This is a genomic window from Methylobacillus gramineus (genome assembly GCF_020532675.1).
GTDB classification, from domain to species: Bacteria; Pseudomonadota; Gammaproteobacteria; order Burkholderiales; family Methylophilaceae; genus Methylobacillus; species Methylobacillus gramineus.
On record NZ_JAJAVE010000001.1, the window covers coordinates 1,719,215 to 1,738,652 of the forward strand.

Consider the following 19,438-nt stretch of genomic DNA (forward strand, 5'->3'; position numbering starts at 1 on the left):
GTGCAAAGCAATATTTGAATTTCTTATGGACTTTCTATAATCGATAACCTAGATAAAAAAGGCCGTTGCGTACAGCCGCCCCTGGCTGGCAAATACGCAACGGCCTTTGCTTCCTACCAATCAGTTAAAAAATCTAACTAGAAATTTTTTATTTGTTTGGCTTGCAATGCTTTCTTACCAATAAGTCCGGCGCGATCTCAACCTGAGCTAACTCAACAGTAAAGTTTAATGTTCTAAGAAGTTTTAATGCATTTTTCAAAGAAACTTTAGAGAAAAAAGGCAACTCATCGGGTAAAGATTTCTTTGTAGCAATTGCATAAATTATCTTATAGTTTCCAGGATCTGGTCTATCTTTATAATCCAACAACTTAATTTCATCAGGAAATTTTTCATTCAGCCTCTGTCTAAAATTTTCATCAGAAATAAAAGTCTCTGCTGCGACTGCTCCTTGAGAGAATAAATGACTCAGTGTGCTTGAGCTTCTATAATATTTGACGTGAATCAAATCAAATTTGTCTTTGATCAAATCACAAAATTCAATTTTGTCGTATACGTTTCCAATTTTAATATTATTTTTATCCATTAATATAAATGATGGATCACTAGTGACAGCTTTATTATAACTCCCCTCATCATCATGATTATAAGTAGGAAGAGTATACAAAGGAGATTTCAAATTAGATAGATATTGATCGACCTCTTTAACAAAGTCCGTATTAACTCTATACCATGTCCCATTTCTGAGAACATATTGTTCTTTTCCAATCTCAATTTCCGCATATAAACAACGATATATTGACCAAGATTTTATGGGGTGAAATTCAGTATTATTTACATGAACCTGTCCATAAAGCAGCGCATTTATATCTAACGGCTTTTCTTTTGCCTTCAGATACTCAAAATAATCTTTAATATCTAGCACAACGTGTCGTAACGTCTTAGAATAAAGATCAAATGAATATCCAATTTGCCCTTCCCAATCAACAATCTCAGGCTCACCTAGCCAAATATTATCAATCATACCTTTTTGGAGATTATCGATTAGCTCTAGATCAAGTATTTCCATTGTTTCTAGATCTCGCACACGACTGATATTATCAACCCATGAAAATTGAGGCGGCAAACTGGATTTATATTGCTGATATGCAGTAATTAAAATTTTACTAATAGTATCAAAATTAACTTCCACCATTAATGTTAAAGCATCTCTTCCAGTTACGTGCGAACCAAATTGTGGAATTTTGGAGGCACCAGTTACGGCATAAAGCATTTCCATTTCAGAATCAACATGTAGTTCAAAAATATCGACCTCTCTAGTACTTTGAGTTCTAGAGTTTAATGGATTATCAACATAACTAGCTTTATCTAAACTTCTTAATTTATCGGGATCAACAGAATTGAGAGTCACTCTTAAGCCAAAATCTCGCTCTATAAGATCTTGTTTTAATAAATGATACCCAGTACCAAAAGACAAAATAAAAGTATTTCCCTCACACCTTAAAATACATACAGCTCCAACTGAGCTAGTTGAACCAAATATATCCATAGGAAAATTAGGAATTTCTGCAAACATTCTTGCCCAGGCAGGTGAGTGAGGAAAAGGATTTTTTACGTACAGAGTTGCACTTTCAATGGCATGAGCTTGAAAAGAAACTTTCTTTAAAGTCTCATCATAATTTATAAGACTATCGTCTTCTTCATCTTTTTTTTGCTGCCTAACTAGATAAATAGAAAGACGCTCTTTACGAATTTTTTCCTTCACAGTCACCTTCCCCTTTATATTTAATTACACCACCCAATCAACAAATCGTTTTTTTTAATTTCCTGCCTTATATAATACAGGTCTATTCCCGCCGCCCCTTTCCAGTTATCCACAGCGCTTGCGTCGTATGCGCTGCGCTATGGATAACTGGGGCGGCTATGTTATTAATCGTTCCAATGATCAATGAGCCACTGCCATACATTCTTGTGGCTTCTCACATCACCAGGAAGTTTAGTTTTAATCAACCGCTCTGCTTTTAACGCCGGCTCTTTAGAAGCCCATTCGCTTGCAGTAGCAAGGCGATTGATGAAATAAAGTACCTCATACCCTTCACCCCGATTCAACAATGTACTGTCAGGCACGCCAGTGACCCTCGCGTCATCAGGTGGAATCGCAGTCCAAGAATATGTAAATTGCAAATCACCTGTAGAAAGTAATGCCATTACTAATTCTCCTCATGAAATGAACAAAAATTTTTGTAGGAACAAATAACCTTCCAGCTATTATGGTAATACTTTTATCACTTTATGCAAACTCATCATTACACCTCTATTGACACCTATATACGTCAACGCATATCCTGAAGACCTCTCAAAATTCAAAGCGGCCTGTCGCCCCGTCAGTCTGCGGCTATTTTTACGTCTACAGTTTTTATGGCGGGGTTGAGACCGGGTATATAACACCGAAAGGGAAGCCCGGACGCGGTTTCTTTGATACCGAGAGTGCGCCCGCCACCCCGCATAAGGGATGGCTCTCTCTAAAATCAAGGAGGTCATCTTGACCAGTCATCAATCCAATCCCCTAAACGGGAAATTCTGGGTGGAAGCCGAATATGGCGGACGCCAAATCCAACAAAAAGCAGCCCAAGCCCTGACAGCCACTTATGGCGCCATGGGTGTTGCCCATCTCATCGAGCGCAGCATTGCCGAAATGAACAAGGCCAATAGCACCGATCATGAGTATTCAGGTCTGCAGCCCGTGCTCCTGGAGAACATTCTTTGTGCGCAACATGTCTTGCTGAACGTGATCAGCAAAAACATGGAGGATCTATGCGAGCACCACAAGGGGGAAAAATGAGATGGCCATCAAGAAAATGGAGGGTGGCTGGCTAGTAGATATTCAGCCAGGTGGACGAGGATCTAAACGTTATCGTAAGACCTTAGCCAGCAAAGGCGAGGCTTTAGCTTATGAGGCATGGCTTAAATCCAAGGTGTTAGTCACGCCTGAGTGGCAGCCTGCAAAACGTGATCTGCGCCGATTGGTTGAGCTGGTCGATGTTTGGTACGAACACCATGGTTCTAACCTGCGAGCCGGGGAAGATACGTACAAGCGCCTGAAAGCGCTTTGTGTGGCTTTGGGTAACCCGTACCTTGACCGCTTTGATGCAAGCATGTTTGCGCAGTACCGCAAGGCCCGCACAGAGGCTGGATTAGCTGCTAACACGATCAATCGTGAGCATGCCTATCTGCGCAGTGTGTTTAATGAGGCCAAGCGCCTGGGACATTGGAAGGGCGATAACCCCTTGTCTTCAGTAAGACAGATCAAGGTGCCAGAGCGTGAGCTGTCATACCTGTCCAAGGAGGACATAAAGCGCTTACTGGCCGCGCTTGAGCAGTCCAAGAGTCGAGACACATTACTGATTGCGAAAGTGTGTTTGTCTACAGGGGCTAGATGGAGCGAAGCGGAGCATTTGCGGCCTAGCCAAGTTCGGGACGGGATGATCCATTTCAGCAACACGAAGTCAGGCAAAAACCGATCAGTGCCTATCCCTGAGTTTTTGATAAAGGAGCTAAAGGAGCAGGACAAGCGGCGCGGGGCCATGGGGCGTTTATTCCAGTATTCCTATAACGCATTCAGGGATGCAGTGAAGCGAGCGCAGCTAGAGCTACCAGACGGGCAAATGACACATGTCTTGCGGCATAGCTTTGCCAGTCACTTCATGATGAACGGTGGAAATATTCTGGTATTGCAGCGATTGCTCGGGCACAGCAGCCTGACTATGACGATGCGATATGCGCACCTTTCCCCCGATCATTTACAGGAGGCTAGGAAGCTAAATCCGATGATGAATCTGGATTAGATGCCTTTGTTTGACTATAGGCACCTTTACTAGGTCGTCATTCAGTTGACGTTTTGAAAATGAAAAAGGGTTAGCTGTGAGGCTAACCCTTTGATATTTCTGGTGGGCTGTACGGGATTCGAACCTGTGACAAACGGATTAAAAGTCCGCTGCTCTACCAACTGAGCTAACAGCCCGGAGATGAGAAGCTCACCTCGGAAAGCGCGCAATTATGAAGAAAACCGCGCTATGCGTCAATGCTAGATTGGTAGTAATTATCGAAAAACTCGAGTAAACACCCAATTCATGCCTTTAGATGACGATCAGGGCACTACCTCATACCCGGGAAGCGGCCTTGCATGGCGCGCATCATCTTGCCCATACCGCCCTTGGAAAACATCTTCATCATTTTCTGCACTTCTTCAAACTGATTGAGCAAACGGTTCACTTCCTGCACCTGCACACCAGCACCAGCAGCAATCCGGCGCTTGCGGGTAGCCTTGATCAACTCCGGCTTACGACGCTCAAGTGCCGTCATCGAATTGATAATGCCCTCTATGCGACGCATAGCCTTGTCACCCGCATCACCATTCATCTGCCCGGCCATCCCTGCAAGCTGCGCAGGCATTTTGTCCATAAGGGCGCCGACGCCTCCCATTTTGCGCATCTGCTGCATTTGCGCCTTGAAGTCTTCCAGATCAAAGCCTTTGCCTGACTTGACCTTGTCAGCCAGCTTTTTCGCCTCATCCAGGTCTACATTCTTTTGTGCCTGTTCGATCAGTGACAGCACATCTCCCATGCCCAGCACACGGGAAGCCATACGCTCCGGATGGAATAACTCAATCCCATCCACCTTTTCGCTCACACCAATAAACTTGATTGGCTTGCCAGTGACATGGCGAACGGAAAGCGCAGCGCCACCACGGGCATCACCATCCAGCTTGGTCAGCACGACACCTGTCAAAGGCAGCGTCTCGCCAAACGCGCGGGCCGTATTGACCGCATCCTGACCCTGCATGGCATCCACTACAAACAGGGTTTCTATTGGATTCAGGTATTCATGCAGCTGTTTGATTTCGGCCATCATGGCCTCATCAATACCCAACCGACCGGCAGTATCGAAAATCAGCACATCGTAAAAATGGCGCTTGGCAAAATCCAGCGCCTGTGCGGCAATATCAGCAGGCTTCTGGGTGGCATTGGAGTCAAAACAGTCCACGTCCAGGCTTTTGGCAAGGGTTTTCAACTGTTCGATCGCTGCCGGCCGATACACGTCGGCACTGGCAAGCAGGACTTTTTTCTTGTCTGCCTTGAGCAAGCGCGCCAGCTTGGCGGACGTCGTGGTTTTACCCGACCCTTGCAAGCCCGCCATCAGGATAATTGCTGGTGGAGTGGTAGCGAGATTCAGGCCGCTATTCTGCTGGCCCATGAGCTTGGTCAGCTCTTCATGCACCACTTGAATCACGGCCTGGCCCGGGCTCAGGCTTTGCAACACCTCTCGGCCTTGCGCACGCTCCTTGACCTGTTGAATGAAGTCCTTGACCACGGGCAAGGCAACATCGGCCTCAAGCAAGGCCATGCGTACTTCCCGCATGGCATCGGCGATATTGTCCTCAGTCAGTCGCGCCTGGCCGCGTAATGATTTAACGACTTGCTGTAATCTACTGCTCAGATTTTCAAACATGATTGGGTACCGGTCATGCAGCAACCACGCTTAGTTGAACGGCCGCATGTTATAGTGTTATGAATATATGAATTCTAACCCAAGTCATCGCGACGTATGATTGAGTTTCTGCCTTTTATTACTGCTTTCATCTACCTGTTTGTGGCCGCCAACTACTGGCGCAACCCAAAAACAACGGCAAAAAGCGTACATCAGAGTTCCAACTGGCAATCCGGCCTGATCGCGGTCGGGCTAGCGCTGCATGCCATCCTGCTATACACCTCGCTGTTTCAGCATGCGCTTAATCTCAGCTTCACCAACGCCCTCTCCACCATTTTATGGCTGACGGTACTGATATACTGGCTCACCAATTTCAGGCACCACCTGCATAGTCTGCAGGCCTTTGTACTGCCTCCAGCAGCGTTCTTCGTGCTACTGCAGAGGCTCATGCCCGAAACCCATGTAGTACCTTACGCAGAACAACCCCTGTTTGTCGCGCACATGATCATTGCCATGCTGGCGTACAGCCTGCTAACTTTTGCCGCCTTGCACGCACTGCTGATGACTGCGGCTGAACGCAAGCTGCACCAGAAATCCACCTGGATCAGCCTGCCGGACTTTCCACCATTGATGACCATGGAAACCCTGCTATTTCGCATCATCACCCTGGGCTTTATCCTGCTGACGCTGACACTTATCAGTGGCATGATGTTTTCAGAGCTATTGTTCGATCATCCGCTACGCATGACCCACAAGAATATATTCACCATATTGTCATGGCTGATCTTCGGTGGCTTGCTGTTAGGCCGCCGCATCTATGGCTGGCGAGGCCGCACTGCTATCCGCTGGACCTTGACTGGATTTGTGGTGCTACTGCTCGCTTATGCCGGCAGCAAGTTTGTACTGGAAGTCCTGCTGCACCGCTAGATCAAAATGATAGCGGGGAACCCATATTCTCCCGCCACACCACTTACCTCAAACTCACCACAGGCCAGCCTGCAGCCTCAGCGTAAGCTTTCAACTTTTCATCCGGATCCACTGCGACAGCCTTGCCGACCAGTTTCATCAATGGCAAATCATTGTGTGAATCGCTATAAAACCAAGTGGTTTCAAAACTCTGCAGAGTTTGATCTCGCTCAGCCAGCCATTCATTCAGGCGCGTAATTTTTCCAGTCTGAAAACTGGGAGTACCTGTTACCTTGCCAGTAAATTCACCATTGATCTCCTCAGGCGTGGTACCGATCAGATTGTCTATACCAAATTCCTTGGCAATCGGCCCAGTCACAAAACTGTTGGTGGCTGTGATAATCATCAACAGATCGCCGTTTGTCCTGTGTTTTTCTACCAACGCACGTGCTTGATCTGTAATCATGGGGCGGATGATCTGTGTCATGTATTCACGGTGCAAGGCATCCAGCTCGCTGCGCTTGTGCTCGCTCAAGGGTTTGAGCTGAAAATCCAGGAAAGCGTAGATATCCAGATTGCCAGCCTTGTAATCTTCATAAAACCGAAGATTCTTGGCCAGATGCTCTTCCGCGTTAAGCAGTCCTTTCTTGATAAGGAACTGTCCCCACTGAAAATCACTGTCTCCAGCCAGGAGGGTGTTGTCGAGATCAAACAGAGCGAGTTGCAAATTGTTTCTCCATCCACTGCAAAAATTGCTAGAGTTTAGCTTATGAACCCGAAGTTCGCGATGCTGAGTGTGTGTGACCGACCGATACCGATACGGGCATACCGTACATGAATCTGCCGGATTACCTGATTCCGACGGCCTGGCAATGGGCAGCCAATAGCCTGGCCATACTGTTGCTGGTCTATTCCATCATCAAGGCTCCGTGGAAGCATCTATCCCCTTCTGCACTGCAGCATGTATTTCTGGGCTCCATCGTCACCTTACTCATACTCTGGACCATCAAGGCAGGCATCAGGCCCGGCCTCAATATCCACTTACTTGGCGCTACCGTGCTTTGCCTGATGTTCCGCTGGCAGCTGGCCCTGATCGCCATGGCCACCATACTCCTGGGCCACGCCGCATTTAACATGACAGGCTGGCATGCACTCGGGATCAACTTTCTCATTATGGCGGCTATCCCAGTGGCGTTCAGTTATAACCTTTTCCGCCTGGTAGATAGCAAGCTCCCCAATCACCTGGTGATTTACATCTTTGTCTGCGGTTTTCTCTGCGCAGGCCTCACCATCAACATGTGCGGCCTGAGTGCGGTACTTGCACTAATTGGCATGGAGGCTTATCCAGGTGAATATTTACGGGATCACTATCTGCCGTATTACATTCTGATCGGTTGGTCAGAAGCTCTGTTGACGGGCATGGCCGTCACCTTGATGACGGCATTCAGGCCACACTGGCTGATGACGTTTAACGACACGCGTTATCTCAAAACCAAGTAATAGCTCATTTATATCAACGCTGTCGGCCTAGCGGCAGCACCAGTAGCACGCCCAGCACAATGATCGCCAGTGCCACATATTCAGCACGGCCTATCACTTCATTGGCAAGCAGTGCACCCAACATCATTGCTACCACTGGATTGACAAAGGCATAACTGGTCGCCAACGCAGGGCGAACCGTCTTGAACAGATACAAATATGCGCTATAGGCAACGAGTGAGCCAAAAACAACCAAGTATATCAATGCATAAAAAGAGGTTTGCGTCACCTGCTGCGGCCATTGCTCACCACTGAACAGGCTCATGAACAGCAAAACCAGGCCACCACACAGCATTTGTGAAGCGCTGGCCATCATCCCCTTTGGCATGGACAGATGCTTGCCCCAAATTGAGCCAAAAGCCCAGCTTGCGGCTGCCAGCAGCAAGACTATGGCACCTACAGGGCTGGCCTGCATTTCCGTACCCAGATTGAGCACCACCACGCCAATAGTCCCTATCATCACACCTAGCCACTCTCGACGGCTAGGCGGATGTTTCCACATACTGGCAAACACAGCCGCCCATAAAGGCATCGTAGCCACCGCCAATGCGGCTACACCGGATGAAACCGTCTGCTCGGCATACGCCACACCCCCGTTGCCACCAGCCAACAACAAGGTCCCTACTAAAAAAGCGCCGAACCATTCACTGCCTACCGGCGCTTTATATCCTTTGAACCATAACACCAGGTAAAGCAAGCCACCCGCTACCAGGAAGCGTATCGCTGCCATGAGAAAAGGCGGAAAGCTCTCAATGGCAAAACGCATGGCCAGATAAGTGGAACCCCAAATAAAATAGAGCGCCAATAAAGCCAGCAGGATAAGGAGATGGTGACGAGATAAACGCATGATCTAGCCTTTATTGATTAAGCCCAGCCACAAACAAAAAAGGCGCCTGCATCAGGCGCCTTGATACATCACCCTACGTCCTAAAGATGAAAGTCACCCGCCGCTTCCGGCTGATAACTGATCTCGAGAATTTTGTACTGGCGCACACCACCCGGCATGGCCCAGTCGACCAGATCCCCGACACGATAGCCAAGAATGGCCGTGCCCAGTGGAGCAACGACGGAAATACGATTCTCCGAGGCATTGGCATCAACCGGGAATACCAAGGTGCACACCATTTCATGCCCACTGGACTCATCGCGCAACAAGACGCGGGAGTTCATCGTTACCACATCTGCAGCCACCTTCTCGGAAGCGACTTCCTCACTACGCGCGAGCTCTTCTTCCAACTTGGACAGATTGCCATCCTCGCGAAAACCGTTCTTGCGCAGCTGCTCTATCATGGCAAACAGTCGGTTCATGTCAAAACTCGTGACCTGTATAGCGCCTTGCAACATGGAAAAACTCCTTTTCATTTAACTTTAAATACACCTAGCCCCGCACAGGGCGTGACTAAGTGCAAAACATTCAGATGTGTAGTCAATCTTGACCAATGCCGACCAGAAGTACAGCGGCCGCTGTTGATACTCTACCTAAAACCCTTGAACAGACCTGTGATCAGACTTGGGGATGTGCACGCTCCGCATTGGTGTACAGTTTATTCAAACCATTGAGGTAAGCCTTGGCCGAGGCAATCACGATATCCGTATCAGCCCCCTGGCCGTTGACAATACGGCCGCCTTTAGACAGGCGCACCGTCACCTCGCCCTGCGCATCTGTCCCACTGGTGATGTTGTTCACGGAGTAAAGCTGTAGTTCGGCACCGCTGGCAACTATCTTCTCAATAGCCTTGAACGCCGCATCAACTGGCCCTCCACCATCGGCTTCAGCACGACGTTCCAGCCCATTGTCCGTGACAGCTACAATGGCATGAGGCACCTCGCCAGTTTGCGATGCTACTTGCAGATAGGTCAGCTTGAAGCATTCTTCGCTAATCACATTGCCCCCCACCAGGGCCTGGATATCCTCATCAAATATCTCGGACTTCTTGTCAGCCAGCTCCTTGAAACGTGCAAATGCGGCATTGAGCGCATCCTCACCCTCCAGCGTAATGCCGAGTTCGGTCAAGCGGGTGCGGAAAGCATTGCGGCCAGACAATTTGCCCAGGGTTAACTTGTTCGCTCCCCAGCCCACATCTTCTGCGCGCATGATTTCATAGGTCTCACGATGCTTCAGTACGCCATCCTGGTGAATGCCAGACTCATGCGCAAAAGCATTGGCTCCCACCACCGCTTTGTTGGGCTGCACGGGATAACCCGTGATTGTGGAAACCAGTTTGGACGTGGTGACGATCTGGGTGGTATCTATGCTGGTCTCGAGTTGAAAAATATCACGGCGTGTCTTGACCGCCATCACAATTTCCTCAAGGCTGGCGTTACCTGCGCGCTCACCCAGTCCATTGATCGTACATTCCACTTGGCGTGCCCCTGCCAGTACCGCAGAGAGTGAATTGGCGACCGCCATGCCCAGGTCATTATGGCAGTGGGTTGACCAGATCACCTGGTCAGCATTCTTCACGCGGGCAATCAATTGCGCCATGCGCTCGCCCCACTGGGCTGGCACGGAATAACCAACAGTATCTGGTACGTTAATGGTCTTTGCACCGGCCTCAATCACCGCATCGAATACCTGTACCAGGAAGTCCATATCGGAACGCACAGCATCCTCAGCCGAAAACTCCACATCATCGGTATATTCACGCGCCCATTTTACCGCCTGGACAGCACGTTCCAGCACCTGTTCTGGGGTCATGCGTAACTTGTTCTGCATGTGGATAGGGCTGGTGGCGATAAAGGTATGGATACGACGTTTCTTTGCGGGGGCAATCGCCTCACCAGCACGGCGGATATCGTTCTCGTTGGCGCGTGCCAGCGAGCATACCGTGGATTCAGTGATGACTTCGGCAATCGCACGTATCGCATCAAAATCGCCAGGGCTGGCAGCAGCAAATCCTGCCTCAATGACATTCACACCCAGTTTTTCCAGCTGGCGTGCGATCCTCAGCTTCTCGTCCTTGGTCATTGCAGCACCGGGGCTTTGTTCACCATCACGCAATGTGGTATCGAAAATGATCAGCTGCTTGTTTGTCATGGCCTTTGTTCCATCAACTAATTTATGGGGTTTCGTAAGAATGAGTGTGCGTCATGGTAAAGATGACGGCTGTATAACTGGATGGGAAGTCTTCTAGCGCGGAATACACAGCAACAGACCAACCCCGGCCGGGCTGGCCGCGAGAACAGGAAAGTCAGTATTGTGTCTGGGGGATTGCATAGGGCTTTGAATATAATTCTTTTCCTCAAGCAAGGCAAGCCAAGCGACATCTCATCCGCTGATATCGGCAAGAACTGTCAGATTCCCTTGAATTCCCCCCCTGATTTCAGGCAGGATGATAAATATGATAATCCAACGCCTGAGTCGCCCAACATGACAAAAACAAACTGCGCATTGCACACTTTCTTTGTTCGCGGTTTGAGGAGCGCCTTCTTTCTCAGGGTATCAGCTGCTGATCTTCATATCACGCCATTGGCACTATTGGTGGTGATGATCCTGACCACCACCGCATCTATCATCATGGGGCGCATGGTGATTGCCGGACCTGCCGAGTTTTATCCCAAAGCCGTCTTGTGGGGCTGGCTGATCACTATCCTATTGCTGTGGCTTTGTTGGTACCTGACAGAACAGGCAAAACCGCATGGGCGGAATATACAAGCGGCAGCGCTGTTTGCACTGGGGGTGGGACTAGGATTCACACTGGATGTCATCAGCACATTAGCTTATCTACTACTGATCCAGCCCCAGGGACTGGATGGTTCAAGCTGGCACTGGGCAGTCTATATCGGTATGTCAGCCTGGGGGGCCTTGGCTTACTGGCTATTGCTGACGCGGGTTACCCAGTCACAGGGGCGCCTGATCATTCTTGCCGGTGTATTTGCCCTCGGCACACCATTGCTCATCCATTTTGCACAAGCGCCCATGTTCTGGTTACCGGAGCAAGCTGAATCAGGCGAAGCGGAAAACAGCCTACAACTAACGCAGGAGAAGCTGGAAACTCAATTTCAGCTGGCAACCAAGCAACGTGCTGCACTCAAGCCAGAGCGGCCCGGCATCACCGATATATTCAGCATTACCTATGCGCCGTATGGAGAGGAGACTGTATTTTTGCGCGAAAGCAGCATGGTCAATGCGGTGATTGAAGAGCAATTTGATGCAGCAGGCCACATGCAGGAGCTGGTCAATCACCCCGCTACGCTGGAAAACCTGCCATGGGCCAGCCTGGAAAACCTGGAACGTGCGATTAACCGCGCGGCTGACCTCATGGACAGGGAGCACGATGTCCTGTTCATCTACCTGACCTCGCACGGAGCCAAGGATGGCGAGCTTAGCGCCTCGCTATGGCCGCTGGAAACCGATCCATTAACGCCTCAAACACTCAATCTCTGGCTGGATAAAGCGGGCATCAAGCATCGTATCATCGCGGTATCTGCCTGCTTTTCCGGTAGCTGGATCGCGCCCTTGAAAACGCCCAATACGCTGATCATGACCGCGGCAGATAGCACGCATACCTCTTTTGGTTGTGGCAGTCGTTCTGAGCTGACCTTTTTTGGCCGTGCCGTCTTTGATGAAGCCCTGCGCAATACGCGCTCTTTTGAAGAAGCCTTCAAGCAGGCAGTGCCGGAAATTCAAAGGCGGGAACAGGCAGCGGGCAAAAATGATGGATTTTCCAACCCGCAGATATATATTGGAGACAATATAAGACCGCTGCTCCAGGAGCTGGCGCAGGATCATTAGTCGCTCCTGCACCGGACTTCATCCTCCTCCTGGATTATTCGACAGGCTTGTCGATACTACTTTCGGCTTGCTTGTCACCCACGGATACCCTGGGCTTGCGTTTCTGCCACAGCCAGAGGAAATAACCCGATATGCCATATAACAGCGACACCGCAAACAGCACTTCAGGGGGGCTATAGGACACCAGTACGAAAGCCAGCACAATCAACAAAATGACGACAAAAGGCACACTGCGGCGCAGGTTGATATCTTTTCCGCTGTAATAGCGCAGATCGCTGACCATGGACAAGCCTGCAAACAGGGTAATGGTCCATGCCACCCACTGCATCTTGACCCAGCCAAAAAACTCCTCTGTACCACTTACACTGTTTTCATGGGCAACCCACACCAGCCCGGCCAGCAATGCGGCGGCAGCTGGACTTGGCAAGCCCTGGAAATAACGCTTGTCGCTCTCATCCAACTTGGTATTAAACCGTGCCAAGCGCAAGGCGGCACATGCACAATAGATAAACGCCGCAATCCAGCCCAGCTTGCCCAGAGGTTTGAGCGCCCATACATACAGCACCAAGGCAGGCGCAACGCCAAAGGACACCATGTCTGACAAGCTATCGTACTCCGCACCAAACGCACTCTGCGTGTTGGTCATGCGGGCAACCCGGCCATCCAGCCCATCCATGACCATGGCAATAAAAATAGCCACGGCGGAATACTCGAATTTCCCGTTCATGGCCTGCACAATCGCATAAAATCCTGCAAACAATGCAGCCGTGGTAAACAGGTTGGGGAGCAGGTAGATACTGCGTTCACGCAAACCTGGCTCTATGAGCGAACCAGAACGACGCGGACGAAGAGGGGATTCAGCCATACCGGAATTTCCTTGATTGTCATGATGGCGCAGCTTATCTGCGCGCAATTCCAGACAGTATAACAAAGCGCATGGCCTACACTCCATGTCCATCTTCAAGTCCAGTCCGTGATAGTATCGCGGCTTGAAATTTGGCAAAAAGCCTTTGAACAGGCTCCAGGAATCATGGAATTTACCCTAATCAATGAAGATGGTGCTGCTAGGCGCGGCACTGTTAGCCTCGCACATGGCGAGGTACAGACCCCAGCCTTCATGCCTGTAGGCACCTATGGCTCCGTCAAGTCACTCTCCCCCGTCGAGGTGCGTGAGATCGGCGCCCATATCCTGCTGGGCAATACTTTCCACCTCTGGTTGCGACCGGGCCTGGATGTCGTGGCCGCCCACGGTGGCCTGCACAAATTCATGGGATGGGACGGCCCTATACTTACGGATTCCGGTGGCTTCCAGGTCTGGAGCCTGGGCGATCTGCGCAAGATTACCGAGGAAGGCGTACGTTTCCGCTCCCCGATCAATGGTGACAGCTGCTTCCTCACACCCGAAGAGTCGATGCGCATACAGAAAGTGCTGAATTCCGACATAGTCATGATTTTTGATGAGTGCACGCCTTATCCGGCCACTCATATCGAAGCCCGCGACTCCATGCGCCTCAGCTTGCGCTGGGCTGCACGCAGCAAGTCCGCGCATGAAGGCAATTCCAATGCCCTGTTTGGCATTATTCAGGGCGGCATGTATGAAGACCTGCGTGATGAATCACTGGACGGACTCACCGATATCGACTTTGATGGCTACGCCATCGGCGGCCTATCCGTGGGTGAACCCAAGGAAGACATGCTGCGCATCTTGGCCCACACTGCTCCCAAAATGCCAAGCAACAAGCCACGCTACCTCATGGGCGTTGGTACCCCGGAAGATCTGGTTGCTGCAGTATCCCATGGCGTGGATATGTTCGACTGTGTGATGCCTACCCGTAACGCACGCAATGGCTGGCTGTTCACCCGCAATGGTGATATCAAGCTGAAGAATGCCCGCCATCGCCAGGACACAAGGCCGATCGATGAAGACTGCACTTGCTACGCTTGCAGCAACTTCAGCCGTGCCTACCTGCACCACTTGCACCGGACAGGCGAAATATTGGGCGCACGCCTCAACACCATCCACAACCTGCATTACTACCAGGAACTGATGGCTGGAATGCGGCTCGCGATTGAACAAGGCCAGTTTGCGGCGTTCGTCAACACCTTCAAGCAAAATCGGCAAAACATCCTGAAAGAAGCATAAATCACACTATGTTAGAATTTTGGGCTAATATTTTGCGCTTTAAGTAATTCACTTTATAAGTAAAGAAAGGTTTACCTGTGTTTATCAGTTCCGCTATCGCTGCAGAAGCAGCACAGTCTGCTCCAGACTGGACCAGCTTCATTCCTCTGGTTGTGATCTTCGTATTGTTCTGGTTCATGCTGATACGCCCTCAAATGAAACAGGCCAAAGAGCAACGCAAACTGATAGAAGCGCTGCAAAAAGGCGATGAAGTCACCACGACTTCCGGCATCGTCGGCAGAATCACCAAGGTAGGCGAAGGCTATGTCAGCCTGGAAATTGCCGCTGAGACCGTGATTACAGTCCAGAAGCACACCGTACAGACCTTGCTGCCCAAGGGCACGATCAAGGCGTTGTAACAGTCCACTGCTACTCTTGAAAATCCGATCTTTAAAAACATCGAAACACTGAAATGCGAGCTGCTTCATGAACCGCTACCCTTTATGGAAATACCTGCTAGTGCTGGTCGTCGTTGTGTTGGGGCTGCTCTACGCAGCGCCTAACCTGTTTGGCGAATCCCCCGCTGTCCAGATCACTGCAGCCAAGACCAATGCCAAAGTAGACTCCGCGTTGCTTTCCAACACGGAAAACATCCTCAACCAGGAAAAAATCCAGTTTGAGGCACTGTTTCTCGATACCAATGGCGTCAAGGTGCGGTTTGCGAATACAGATACCCAGCTGAAAGCCAAAGATGTCCTGCAAAGCCGCCTTGGTAAGGAATACGTGATTGCGCTTAACCTGCTTTCCCGCTCCCCGGAATGGCTGCGTAGCATTGGTGCACGCCCCATGTACCTGGGCCTGGACTTGCGCGGTGGCGTGCATTTCCTGCTGCAGGTAGACATGAAGGCAGCACTGGATCAAGCCGCTGAACGTTATGTGGGAGACTTCCGTAGCGCCTTGCGCAATGCTCGCTTAACCTATCTTGGTGTTTCGCGCGAAGGCCAGTCCGTCAAGATTCGCTTCAAGGAAAGCGCTGACCTGTCTAAGGCAGAGAAAGCCCTGTCCAAAGAGTACCCTGACCTGACCTTCAGCTCTGAAGATCATGGCGATGAAAAATTCCTGAAGGCCGTACTGAGCCAACCCGCACAGAAACGCATCCAGGAGTTTGCGCTTAAACAAAACATCCAGACCCTGCATAACCGGATCAACGAACTAGGCGTAGCCGAACCGGTGATTCAGCAGCAAGGCCTGGATCGCGTCGTTGTTCAACTGCCAGGTGTGCAGGATACTGCCAAGGCCAAGGAAATCCTGGGCCGTACCGCCACCCTGGAAATCCGCATGGTGGATGAAGACAAGAGCAATGCGCTGACCCTGGAAAGTGCTTCCAAGGGCCAGGTGCCTTTCGGTACTGACTTCTACACCGACCGTAACGGCCAGCCCATGCTGGTGAAGAAAAGCGTGATTCTGACCGGTGACTACATCACGGATGCAGGCCCGGGCATGGATCCACAAGGTGGTGGTGCCGTGGTACATGTCACCTTGGATGGCCGTGGTGCACGCCTGTTCAAACAGGCCACGCGTGAAAACGTCGGCAAGCGCATGGCGATTCTGCTGATCGAAAAAGGTCAGGCTGAAGTGATTACTGCCCCGGTGATCCGCGAGGAAATCGGTGGCGGCCGTGTACAAATATCGGGTATGGCCAACACGCAGGAAGCTACCGATATTTCTCTGCTGCTGCGCTCAGGCGCATTGGCAGCCCCGATGGAGATCATCGAAGAACGTACAGTGGGCCCAAGCATGGGTGAAGCCAATATTGAACGTGGCATGCACTCTACCCTGTGGGGCTTTGTCGCAATTTCCATCTTCATGCTGATTTACTACATGCTGTTCGGCAGTGTATCGGTACTGGCATTGAGCATTAACCTGCTGTTGCTGGTGGCGCTATTGTCCTTGCTGCAAGCCACACTTACCTTGCCAGGCATTGCCGCGGTAGCCTTGACACTGGGGATGGCCATTGACTCCAACGTATTGATCAACGAACGTATTCGTGAAGAACTGCGTAACGGCAATACTCCGCAAGCCTCCATCCACGCCGGTTATGACCGTGCGTTCGACACCATCCTGGATGCCAACGTCACCACCATGATTGCCGGTGTGGCCTTGTTCATGTTTGGTACTGGCCCGATCAAGGGATTTGCCGTGGTACACGTATTGGGCATTCTGACCTCGATGTTTACCGCTGTGGTGGTTTCAAGATCTGTGGTTAACCTCATCTACGGCTACCGTCGCAAGATCACCAAGTTATCCATAGGCTAATAGCCACATTGAACATTGCTATCAACCCGGCATAAAAGACTAGAGTAAATATCATGGAATTTTTCAGAATCAAAAAAGATATACCGTTCATGAGCTATGGTCGCCTGACGACGACCATCTCGCTGGTGACTTTCCTGCTGTCGGTACTATTCCTGTTCACCAAAGGCTTGCATCTTGGCGTCGACTTCACTGGCGGCACCATGATGGAAGTGAACTATCCACAAGCGGCCAATCTGGAAAGCATCCGCAAATCCGTGGATGAGATTGGCCTCAAGGATGCCACGGTACAGAACTTCGGTACCAGCCAGGACGTATTGATCCGCCTGCCGATCAAGCCTGGCGTATCGATTGCTCAACTGTCCGACCAGGTTCTGGCAGCTCTGTCCAAGGCGGACCCTTCAGTCAAGCTGCACCGCGTGGAGTCTGTCGGTGCACAGGTTGGACAGGAATTGTATGACAAGGGTGCGCTGGCAATGCTGTTTGTCTGTGCGGGCATCATGGCCTATCTTGCCTTGCGCTTTGAATGGCGCTTTGCGGTGGCCGCCGTCATCGCCAATATGCACGACGTCGTGATCATCCTTGGCTTCTTTGCCTTCTTCCAGTGGGAGTTCAACCTGACGGTGCTCGCTGCGGTTCTGGCGGTACTGGGTTACTCAGTTAACGAATCTGTAGTCGTGTTTGACCGGGTACGTGAAAACTTCCGCAAGATGCGTAAGGCAAGTGTGCCTGAGGTAATCAACAATGCGATTACCCGCACCATGTCACGTACCATCATCACCCACTTCTCGACTGAACTCATGGTCTTGTCTATGCTGTTCTTCGGTGGTGAGGTGCTGCACAACTTCGCTCTGGCACTGACCATCGGCATCCTGTTCGGTATTTACTCTTCCGTCCTGGTTGCCAGCCCGATCGCCATGTATCTTGGTGTATCGCGTGAGAACCTGATTGGCGGCAGCACTGGCGAAAAGAAAGCCGAAACAGAAGCCCTGCCTTGACAAGGCAGGCGCTTCGCGCCGACACTATGGCTATCTCTTAACCGATAGCTACCGTTGGACATCCCTTTAATATGGCAGCTGGGCACCCTTGCCCTGCTGCTTTTTGTTTCTGCATTTTTCTCCATGGCCGAAACCAGTCTGATGATGCTCAATCGTCACCGACTGACCATATTGGCAAAAGAAGGCCTGCGTAGTGCGCGCCTGGCCTCCAGGCTCCTGCACGAACGCGAACAGTTCCTCGGTGCCATCCTGCTCGGCAACACCCTGTCCAATGCTGCTGCTGCCACCTTGGCGGCATTTATCAGCATCCGGCTTTTCAATCTCGGTGAGCTGCTGATGCCAGCTTCCACCCTCATCATTACCTTTGCCATTCTGGTTTTCAGCGAAATCACCCCGAAGGTAATAGCTGCCCGACATGCAGAACCCTTGGCCCTGGCTTTCAGCTATGTATTGCTGCCCCTGGTCAAAATCGGCTATCCGTTGATCTGGTTCGCCAATTTATGTGCCAACAGCCTGTTGCGCCTGCTGGGGATGAAAGTCGGTTTTACCGAAAGCAGCCACGCCGCCAGCATTGAGGAATTACGCAGTATCTTCAGTGAGTCCACCAGCCCTATCCCGCAAAAACACCGCGAGGTATTGCTCAATCTGCTGGATCTGGAACAAACGACGGTAGATGACATCATGACCGTCCACACCCAACTGGAAATTGTGGATTTTGATGCGCCGATGGAGGAGATTCTGCAGCAGATCACCACCAGCCACCACACGCGTCTACCAGTGCGTAAAGGGCCAACTGAAGAGATTATCGGCATGCTGCACATCCGCAAAACCATCAATGCATTACGCCAGCATGACCTGACCCAACGTATATTGGTGCAGAACATAGAGTCCCCTTACTTTATTCCTTCAGGCACCCCACTCTATACCCAGATGCAGGAATTCCAGCAGAACCAGCAGCGCATTGCTGTAGTAGTGGATGAGTATGGTGAACTCAAAGGCCTGGTGACACTCGAAGATATCATCAAGGCGATTATTGGTGACTTTGCCAGTGAATCGCTAGAAACCAAACAGGCCTATCGTAAGGAAAGTACCGGTAGCTGGCTGGTGGATGCCAGCAGCAGCCTGCGCGATATCAATAAAAAACTCGGCATCAGCCTACCAGTTGATGGCCCTCGCACCCTGAATGGCCTGATTATTGAACACTTTGAAGATATTCCAGAATCTGGCATCGGGCTGAAAATCGGAGACTTCAAACTGGAAATTATCAAGACGCAGGACAGAACAGTAAAAACTGTCAGAATTTATCCGTAATAGGATTAACAGACCAAAATATTGCTTAAA

At 50.4% G+C, this 19,438-nt stretch carries 18 protein-coding genes and 1 tRNA gene; 10 read left to right on the top strand and 9 right to left on the bottom strand.

Annotated elements, in window-relative coordinates:
- Positions 1 to 148: 148 nt before the first annotated feature.
- Complete coding sequence (locus tag LG201_RS08020) at positions 149 to 1,762, bottom strand: TIGR04141 family sporadically distributed protein (protein ID WP_226771633.1); 1,614 nt, start codon at positions 1,760 to 1,762, stop codon at positions 149 to 151.
- A gap of 164 nt (positions 1,763 to 1,926) precedes the next feature.
- Complete coding sequence (locus LG201_RS08025) at positions 1,927 to 2,205, bottom strand: hypothetical protein (protein ID WP_226771634.1); 279 nt, start codon at positions 2,203 to 2,205, stop codon at positions 1,927 to 1,929.
- Between the two features lie 334 nt (positions 2,206 to 2,539).
- Here LG201_RS08025 and LG201_RS08030 point away from each other — a divergent pair, with 334 nt between their 5' ends.
- The gene (locus LG201_RS08030) at positions 2,540 to 2,839 is read left to right on the top strand and encodes a hypothetical protein (RefSeq protein ID WP_226771635.1); all 300 of its coding nucleotides are present in this window, start codon (positions 2,540 to 2,542) and stop codon (positions 2,837 to 2,839) included.
- Position 2,840: 1 nt separating this feature from the next.
- Positions 2,841 to 3,842 (top strand): phage integrase, encoded by a 1,002-nt coding sequence (locus LG201_RS08035; RefSeq protein ID WP_226771636.1) that lies wholly within the window; start codon positions 2,841 to 2,843, stop codon positions 3,840 to 3,842.
- Positions 3,843 to 3,942: 100 nt separating this feature from the next.
- On the opposite strand, the gene LG201_RS08040 is transcribed toward LG201_RS08035, so the two are convergent.
- Together LG201_RS08040 and ffh are read right to left on the bottom strand one after the other, a co-directional pair.
- Positions 3,943 to 4,018, bottom strand: a tRNA-Lys gene (locus tag LG201_RS08040).
- Positions 4,019 to 4,152: 134 nt separating this feature from the next.
- Positions 4,153 to 5,505: a signal recognition particle protein gene (gene ffh / locus LG201_RS08045; RefSeq protein ID WP_226771637.1), complete on the bottom strand. Its 1,353-nt coding sequence runs from the start codon at positions 5,503 to 5,505 to the stop codon at positions 4,153 to 4,155.
- Positions 5,506 to 5,601: 96 nt separating this feature from the next.
- Here ffh and LG201_RS08050 point away from each other — a divergent pair, with 96 nt between their 5' ends.
- Positions 5,602 to 6,411 carry a cytochrome C assembly family protein gene (locus LG201_RS08050; protein ID WP_226771638.1) on the top strand — a complete coding sequence of 270 codons (810 nt, stop codon included), beginning with the start codon at positions 5,602 to 5,604 and terminating at the stop codon, positions 6,409 to 6,411.
- Between the two features lie 43 nt (positions 6,412 to 6,454).
- Here the strand turns inward: LG201_RS08050 and LG201_RS08055 are convergent, their stop codons facing one another.
- The gene (locus tag LG201_RS08055) at positions 6,455 to 7,117 is read right to left on the bottom strand and encodes a histidinol-phosphatase (RefSeq protein WP_226771639.1); all 663 of its coding nucleotides are present in this window, start codon (positions 7,115 to 7,117) and stop codon (positions 6,455 to 6,457) included.
- A 107-nt stretch (positions 7,118 to 7,224) separates the two neighbouring features.
- Here LG201_RS08055 and LG201_RS08060 point away from each other — a divergent pair, with 107 nt between their 5' ends.
- A complete protein-coding gene (locus LG201_RS08060; protein ID WP_226771640.1) occupies positions 7,225 to 7,890 on the top strand; it encodes an energy-coupling factor ABC transporter permease in 666 nt (221 codons plus the stop codon).
- Between the two features lie 13 nt (positions 7,891 to 7,903).
- On the opposite strand, the gene yedA is transcribed toward LG201_RS08060, so the two are convergent.
- The 3 genes from yedA to LG201_RS08075 all read right to left on the bottom strand — a co-directional run bounded on the left by yedA (position 7,904) and on the right by LG201_RS08075 (position 10,966).
- Positions 7,904 to 8,776 carry a drug/metabolite exporter YedA gene (yedA, locus tag LG201_RS08065; protein ID WP_226771641.1) on the bottom strand — a complete coding sequence of 291 codons (873 nt, stop codon included), beginning with the start codon at positions 8,774 to 8,776 and terminating at the stop codon, positions 7,904 to 7,906.
- An 80-nt stretch (positions 8,777 to 8,856) separates the two neighbouring features.
- Positions 8,857 to 9,273, bottom strand: a complete 417-nt coding sequence (gene rnk, locus LG201_RS08070) for a nucleoside diphosphate kinase regulator (protein ID WP_226771642.1) — start codon at positions 9,271 to 9,273, stop codon at positions 8,857 to 8,859.
- Positions 9,274 to 9,433: 160 nt separating this feature from the next.
- Positions 9,434 to 10,966, bottom strand: a complete 1,533-nt coding sequence (locus LG201_RS08075; RefSeq protein ID WP_226771643.1) for a 2-isopropylmalate synthase — start codon at positions 10,964 to 10,966, stop codon at positions 9,434 to 9,436.
- A gap of 81 nt (positions 10,967 to 11,047) precedes the next feature.
- On the opposite strand from LG201_RS08075, the gene LG201_RS08080 reads away from it, so the two are divergent.
- On the top strand, positions 11,048 to 12,664 hold the full coding sequence (locus LG201_RS08080; protein WP_226771644.1) for a C13 family peptidase: 1,617 nt from the start codon (positions 11,048 to 11,050) through the stop codon (positions 12,662 to 12,664).
- 34 nt (positions 12,665 to 12,698) lie between these two features.
- Here the strand turns inward: LG201_RS08080 and pssA are convergent, their stop codons facing one another.
- Positions 12,699 to 13,529 carry a CDP-diacylglycerol--serine O-phosphatidyltransferase gene (gene pssA / locus LG201_RS08085; RefSeq protein WP_226771645.1) on the bottom strand — a complete coding sequence of 277 codons (831 nt, stop codon included), beginning with the start codon at positions 13,527 to 13,529 and terminating at the stop codon, positions 12,699 to 12,701.
- A 165-nt stretch (positions 13,530 to 13,694) separates the two neighbouring features.
- Between pssA and tgt the strand changes: the two genes are divergently transcribed.
- The 5 genes from tgt (at position 13,695) to LG201_RS08110 (ending at position 19,408) form a co-directional block, all read left to right on the top strand.
- Positions 13,695 to 14,807 carry a tRNA guanosine(34) transglycosylase Tgt gene (gene tgt / locus LG201_RS08090; protein WP_226771646.1) on the top strand — a complete coding sequence of 371 codons (1,113 nt, stop codon included), beginning with the start codon at positions 13,695 to 13,697 and terminating at the stop codon, positions 14,805 to 14,807.
- A 77-nt stretch (positions 14,808 to 14,884) separates the two neighbouring features.
- Positions 14,885 to 15,205 (top strand): preprotein translocase subunit YajC, encoded by a 321-nt coding sequence (gene yajC, locus LG201_RS08095; protein WP_226771647.1) that lies wholly within the window; start codon positions 14,885 to 14,887, stop codon positions 15,203 to 15,205.
- A gap of 67 nt (positions 15,206 to 15,272) precedes the next feature.
- Complete coding sequence (gene secD, locus LG201_RS08100; RefSeq protein WP_226771648.1) at positions 15,273 to 17,102, top strand: protein translocase subunit SecD; 1,830 nt, start codon at positions 15,273 to 15,275, stop codon at positions 17,100 to 17,102.
- A gap of 53 nt (positions 17,103 to 17,155) precedes the next feature.
- Positions 17,156 to 18,097, top strand: a complete 942-nt coding sequence (secF, locus tag LG201_RS08105) for a protein translocase subunit SecF (RefSeq protein ID WP_226771649.1) — start codon at positions 17,156 to 17,158, stop codon at positions 18,095 to 18,097.
- A gap of 54 nt (positions 18,098 to 18,151) precedes the next feature.
- Positions 18,152 to 19,408 carry an HlyC/CorC family transporter gene (locus LG201_RS08110; protein ID WP_226771650.1) on the top strand — a complete coding sequence of 419 codons (1,257 nt, stop codon included), beginning with the start codon at positions 18,152 to 18,154 and terminating at the stop codon, positions 19,406 to 19,408.
- Positions 19,409 to 19,438: the final 30 nt, after the last annotated feature.

Bases quoted from the DNA above. Each gene is read 5' to 3' on its own strand.
- LG201_RS08025 (WP_226771634.1), bottom strand. From the start codon at position 2,205: ATGGCATTACTTTCTACAGGTGATTTGCAATTTACATATTCTTGGACT.
- LG201_RS08035 (WP_226771636.1), top strand. From the start codon at position 2,841: ATGGCCATCAAGAAAATGGAGGGTGGCTGGCTAGTAGATATTCAGCCA.
- ffh (WP_226771637.1), bottom strand. From the start codon at position 5,505: ATGTTTGAAAATCTGAGCAGTAGATTACAGCAAGTCGTTAAATCATTA.
- LG201_RS08050 (WP_226771638.1), top strand. From the start codon at position 5,602: ATGATTGAGTTTCTGCCTTTTATTACTGCTTTCATCTACCTGTTTGTG.
- LG201_RS08060 (WP_226771640.1), top strand. From the start codon at position 7,225: ATGAATCTGCCGGATTACCTGATTCCGACGGCCTGGCAATGGGCAGCC.
- yedA (WP_226771641.1), bottom strand. From the start codon at position 8,776: ATGCGTTTATCTCGTCACCATCTCCTTATCCTGCTGGCTTTATTGGCG.
- rnk (WP_226771642.1), bottom strand. From the start codon at position 9,273: ATGTTGCAAGGCGCTATACAGGTCACGAGTTTTGACATGAACCGACTG.
- LG201_RS08075 (WP_226771643.1), bottom strand. From the start codon at position 10,966: ATGACAAACAAGCAGCTGATCATTTTCGATACCACATTGCGTGATGGT.
- LG201_RS08080 (WP_226771644.1), top strand. From the start codon at position 11,048: ATGGGAAGTCTTCTAGCGCGGAATACACAGCAACAGACCAACCCCGGC.
- pssA (WP_226771645.1), bottom strand. From the start codon at position 13,529: ATGGCTGAATCCCCTCTTCGTCCGCGTCGTTCTGGTTCGCTCATAGAG.
- tgt (WP_226771646.1), top strand. From the start codon at position 13,695: ATGGAATTTACCCTAATCAATGAAGATGGTGCTGCTAGGCGCGGCACT.
- secD (WP_226771648.1), top strand. From the start codon at position 15,273: ATGAACCGCTACCCTTTATGGAAATACCTGCTAGTGCTGGTCGTCGTT.
- secF (WP_226771649.1), top strand. From the start codon at position 17,156: ATGGAATTTTTCAGAATCAAAAAAGATATACCGTTCATGAGCTATGGT.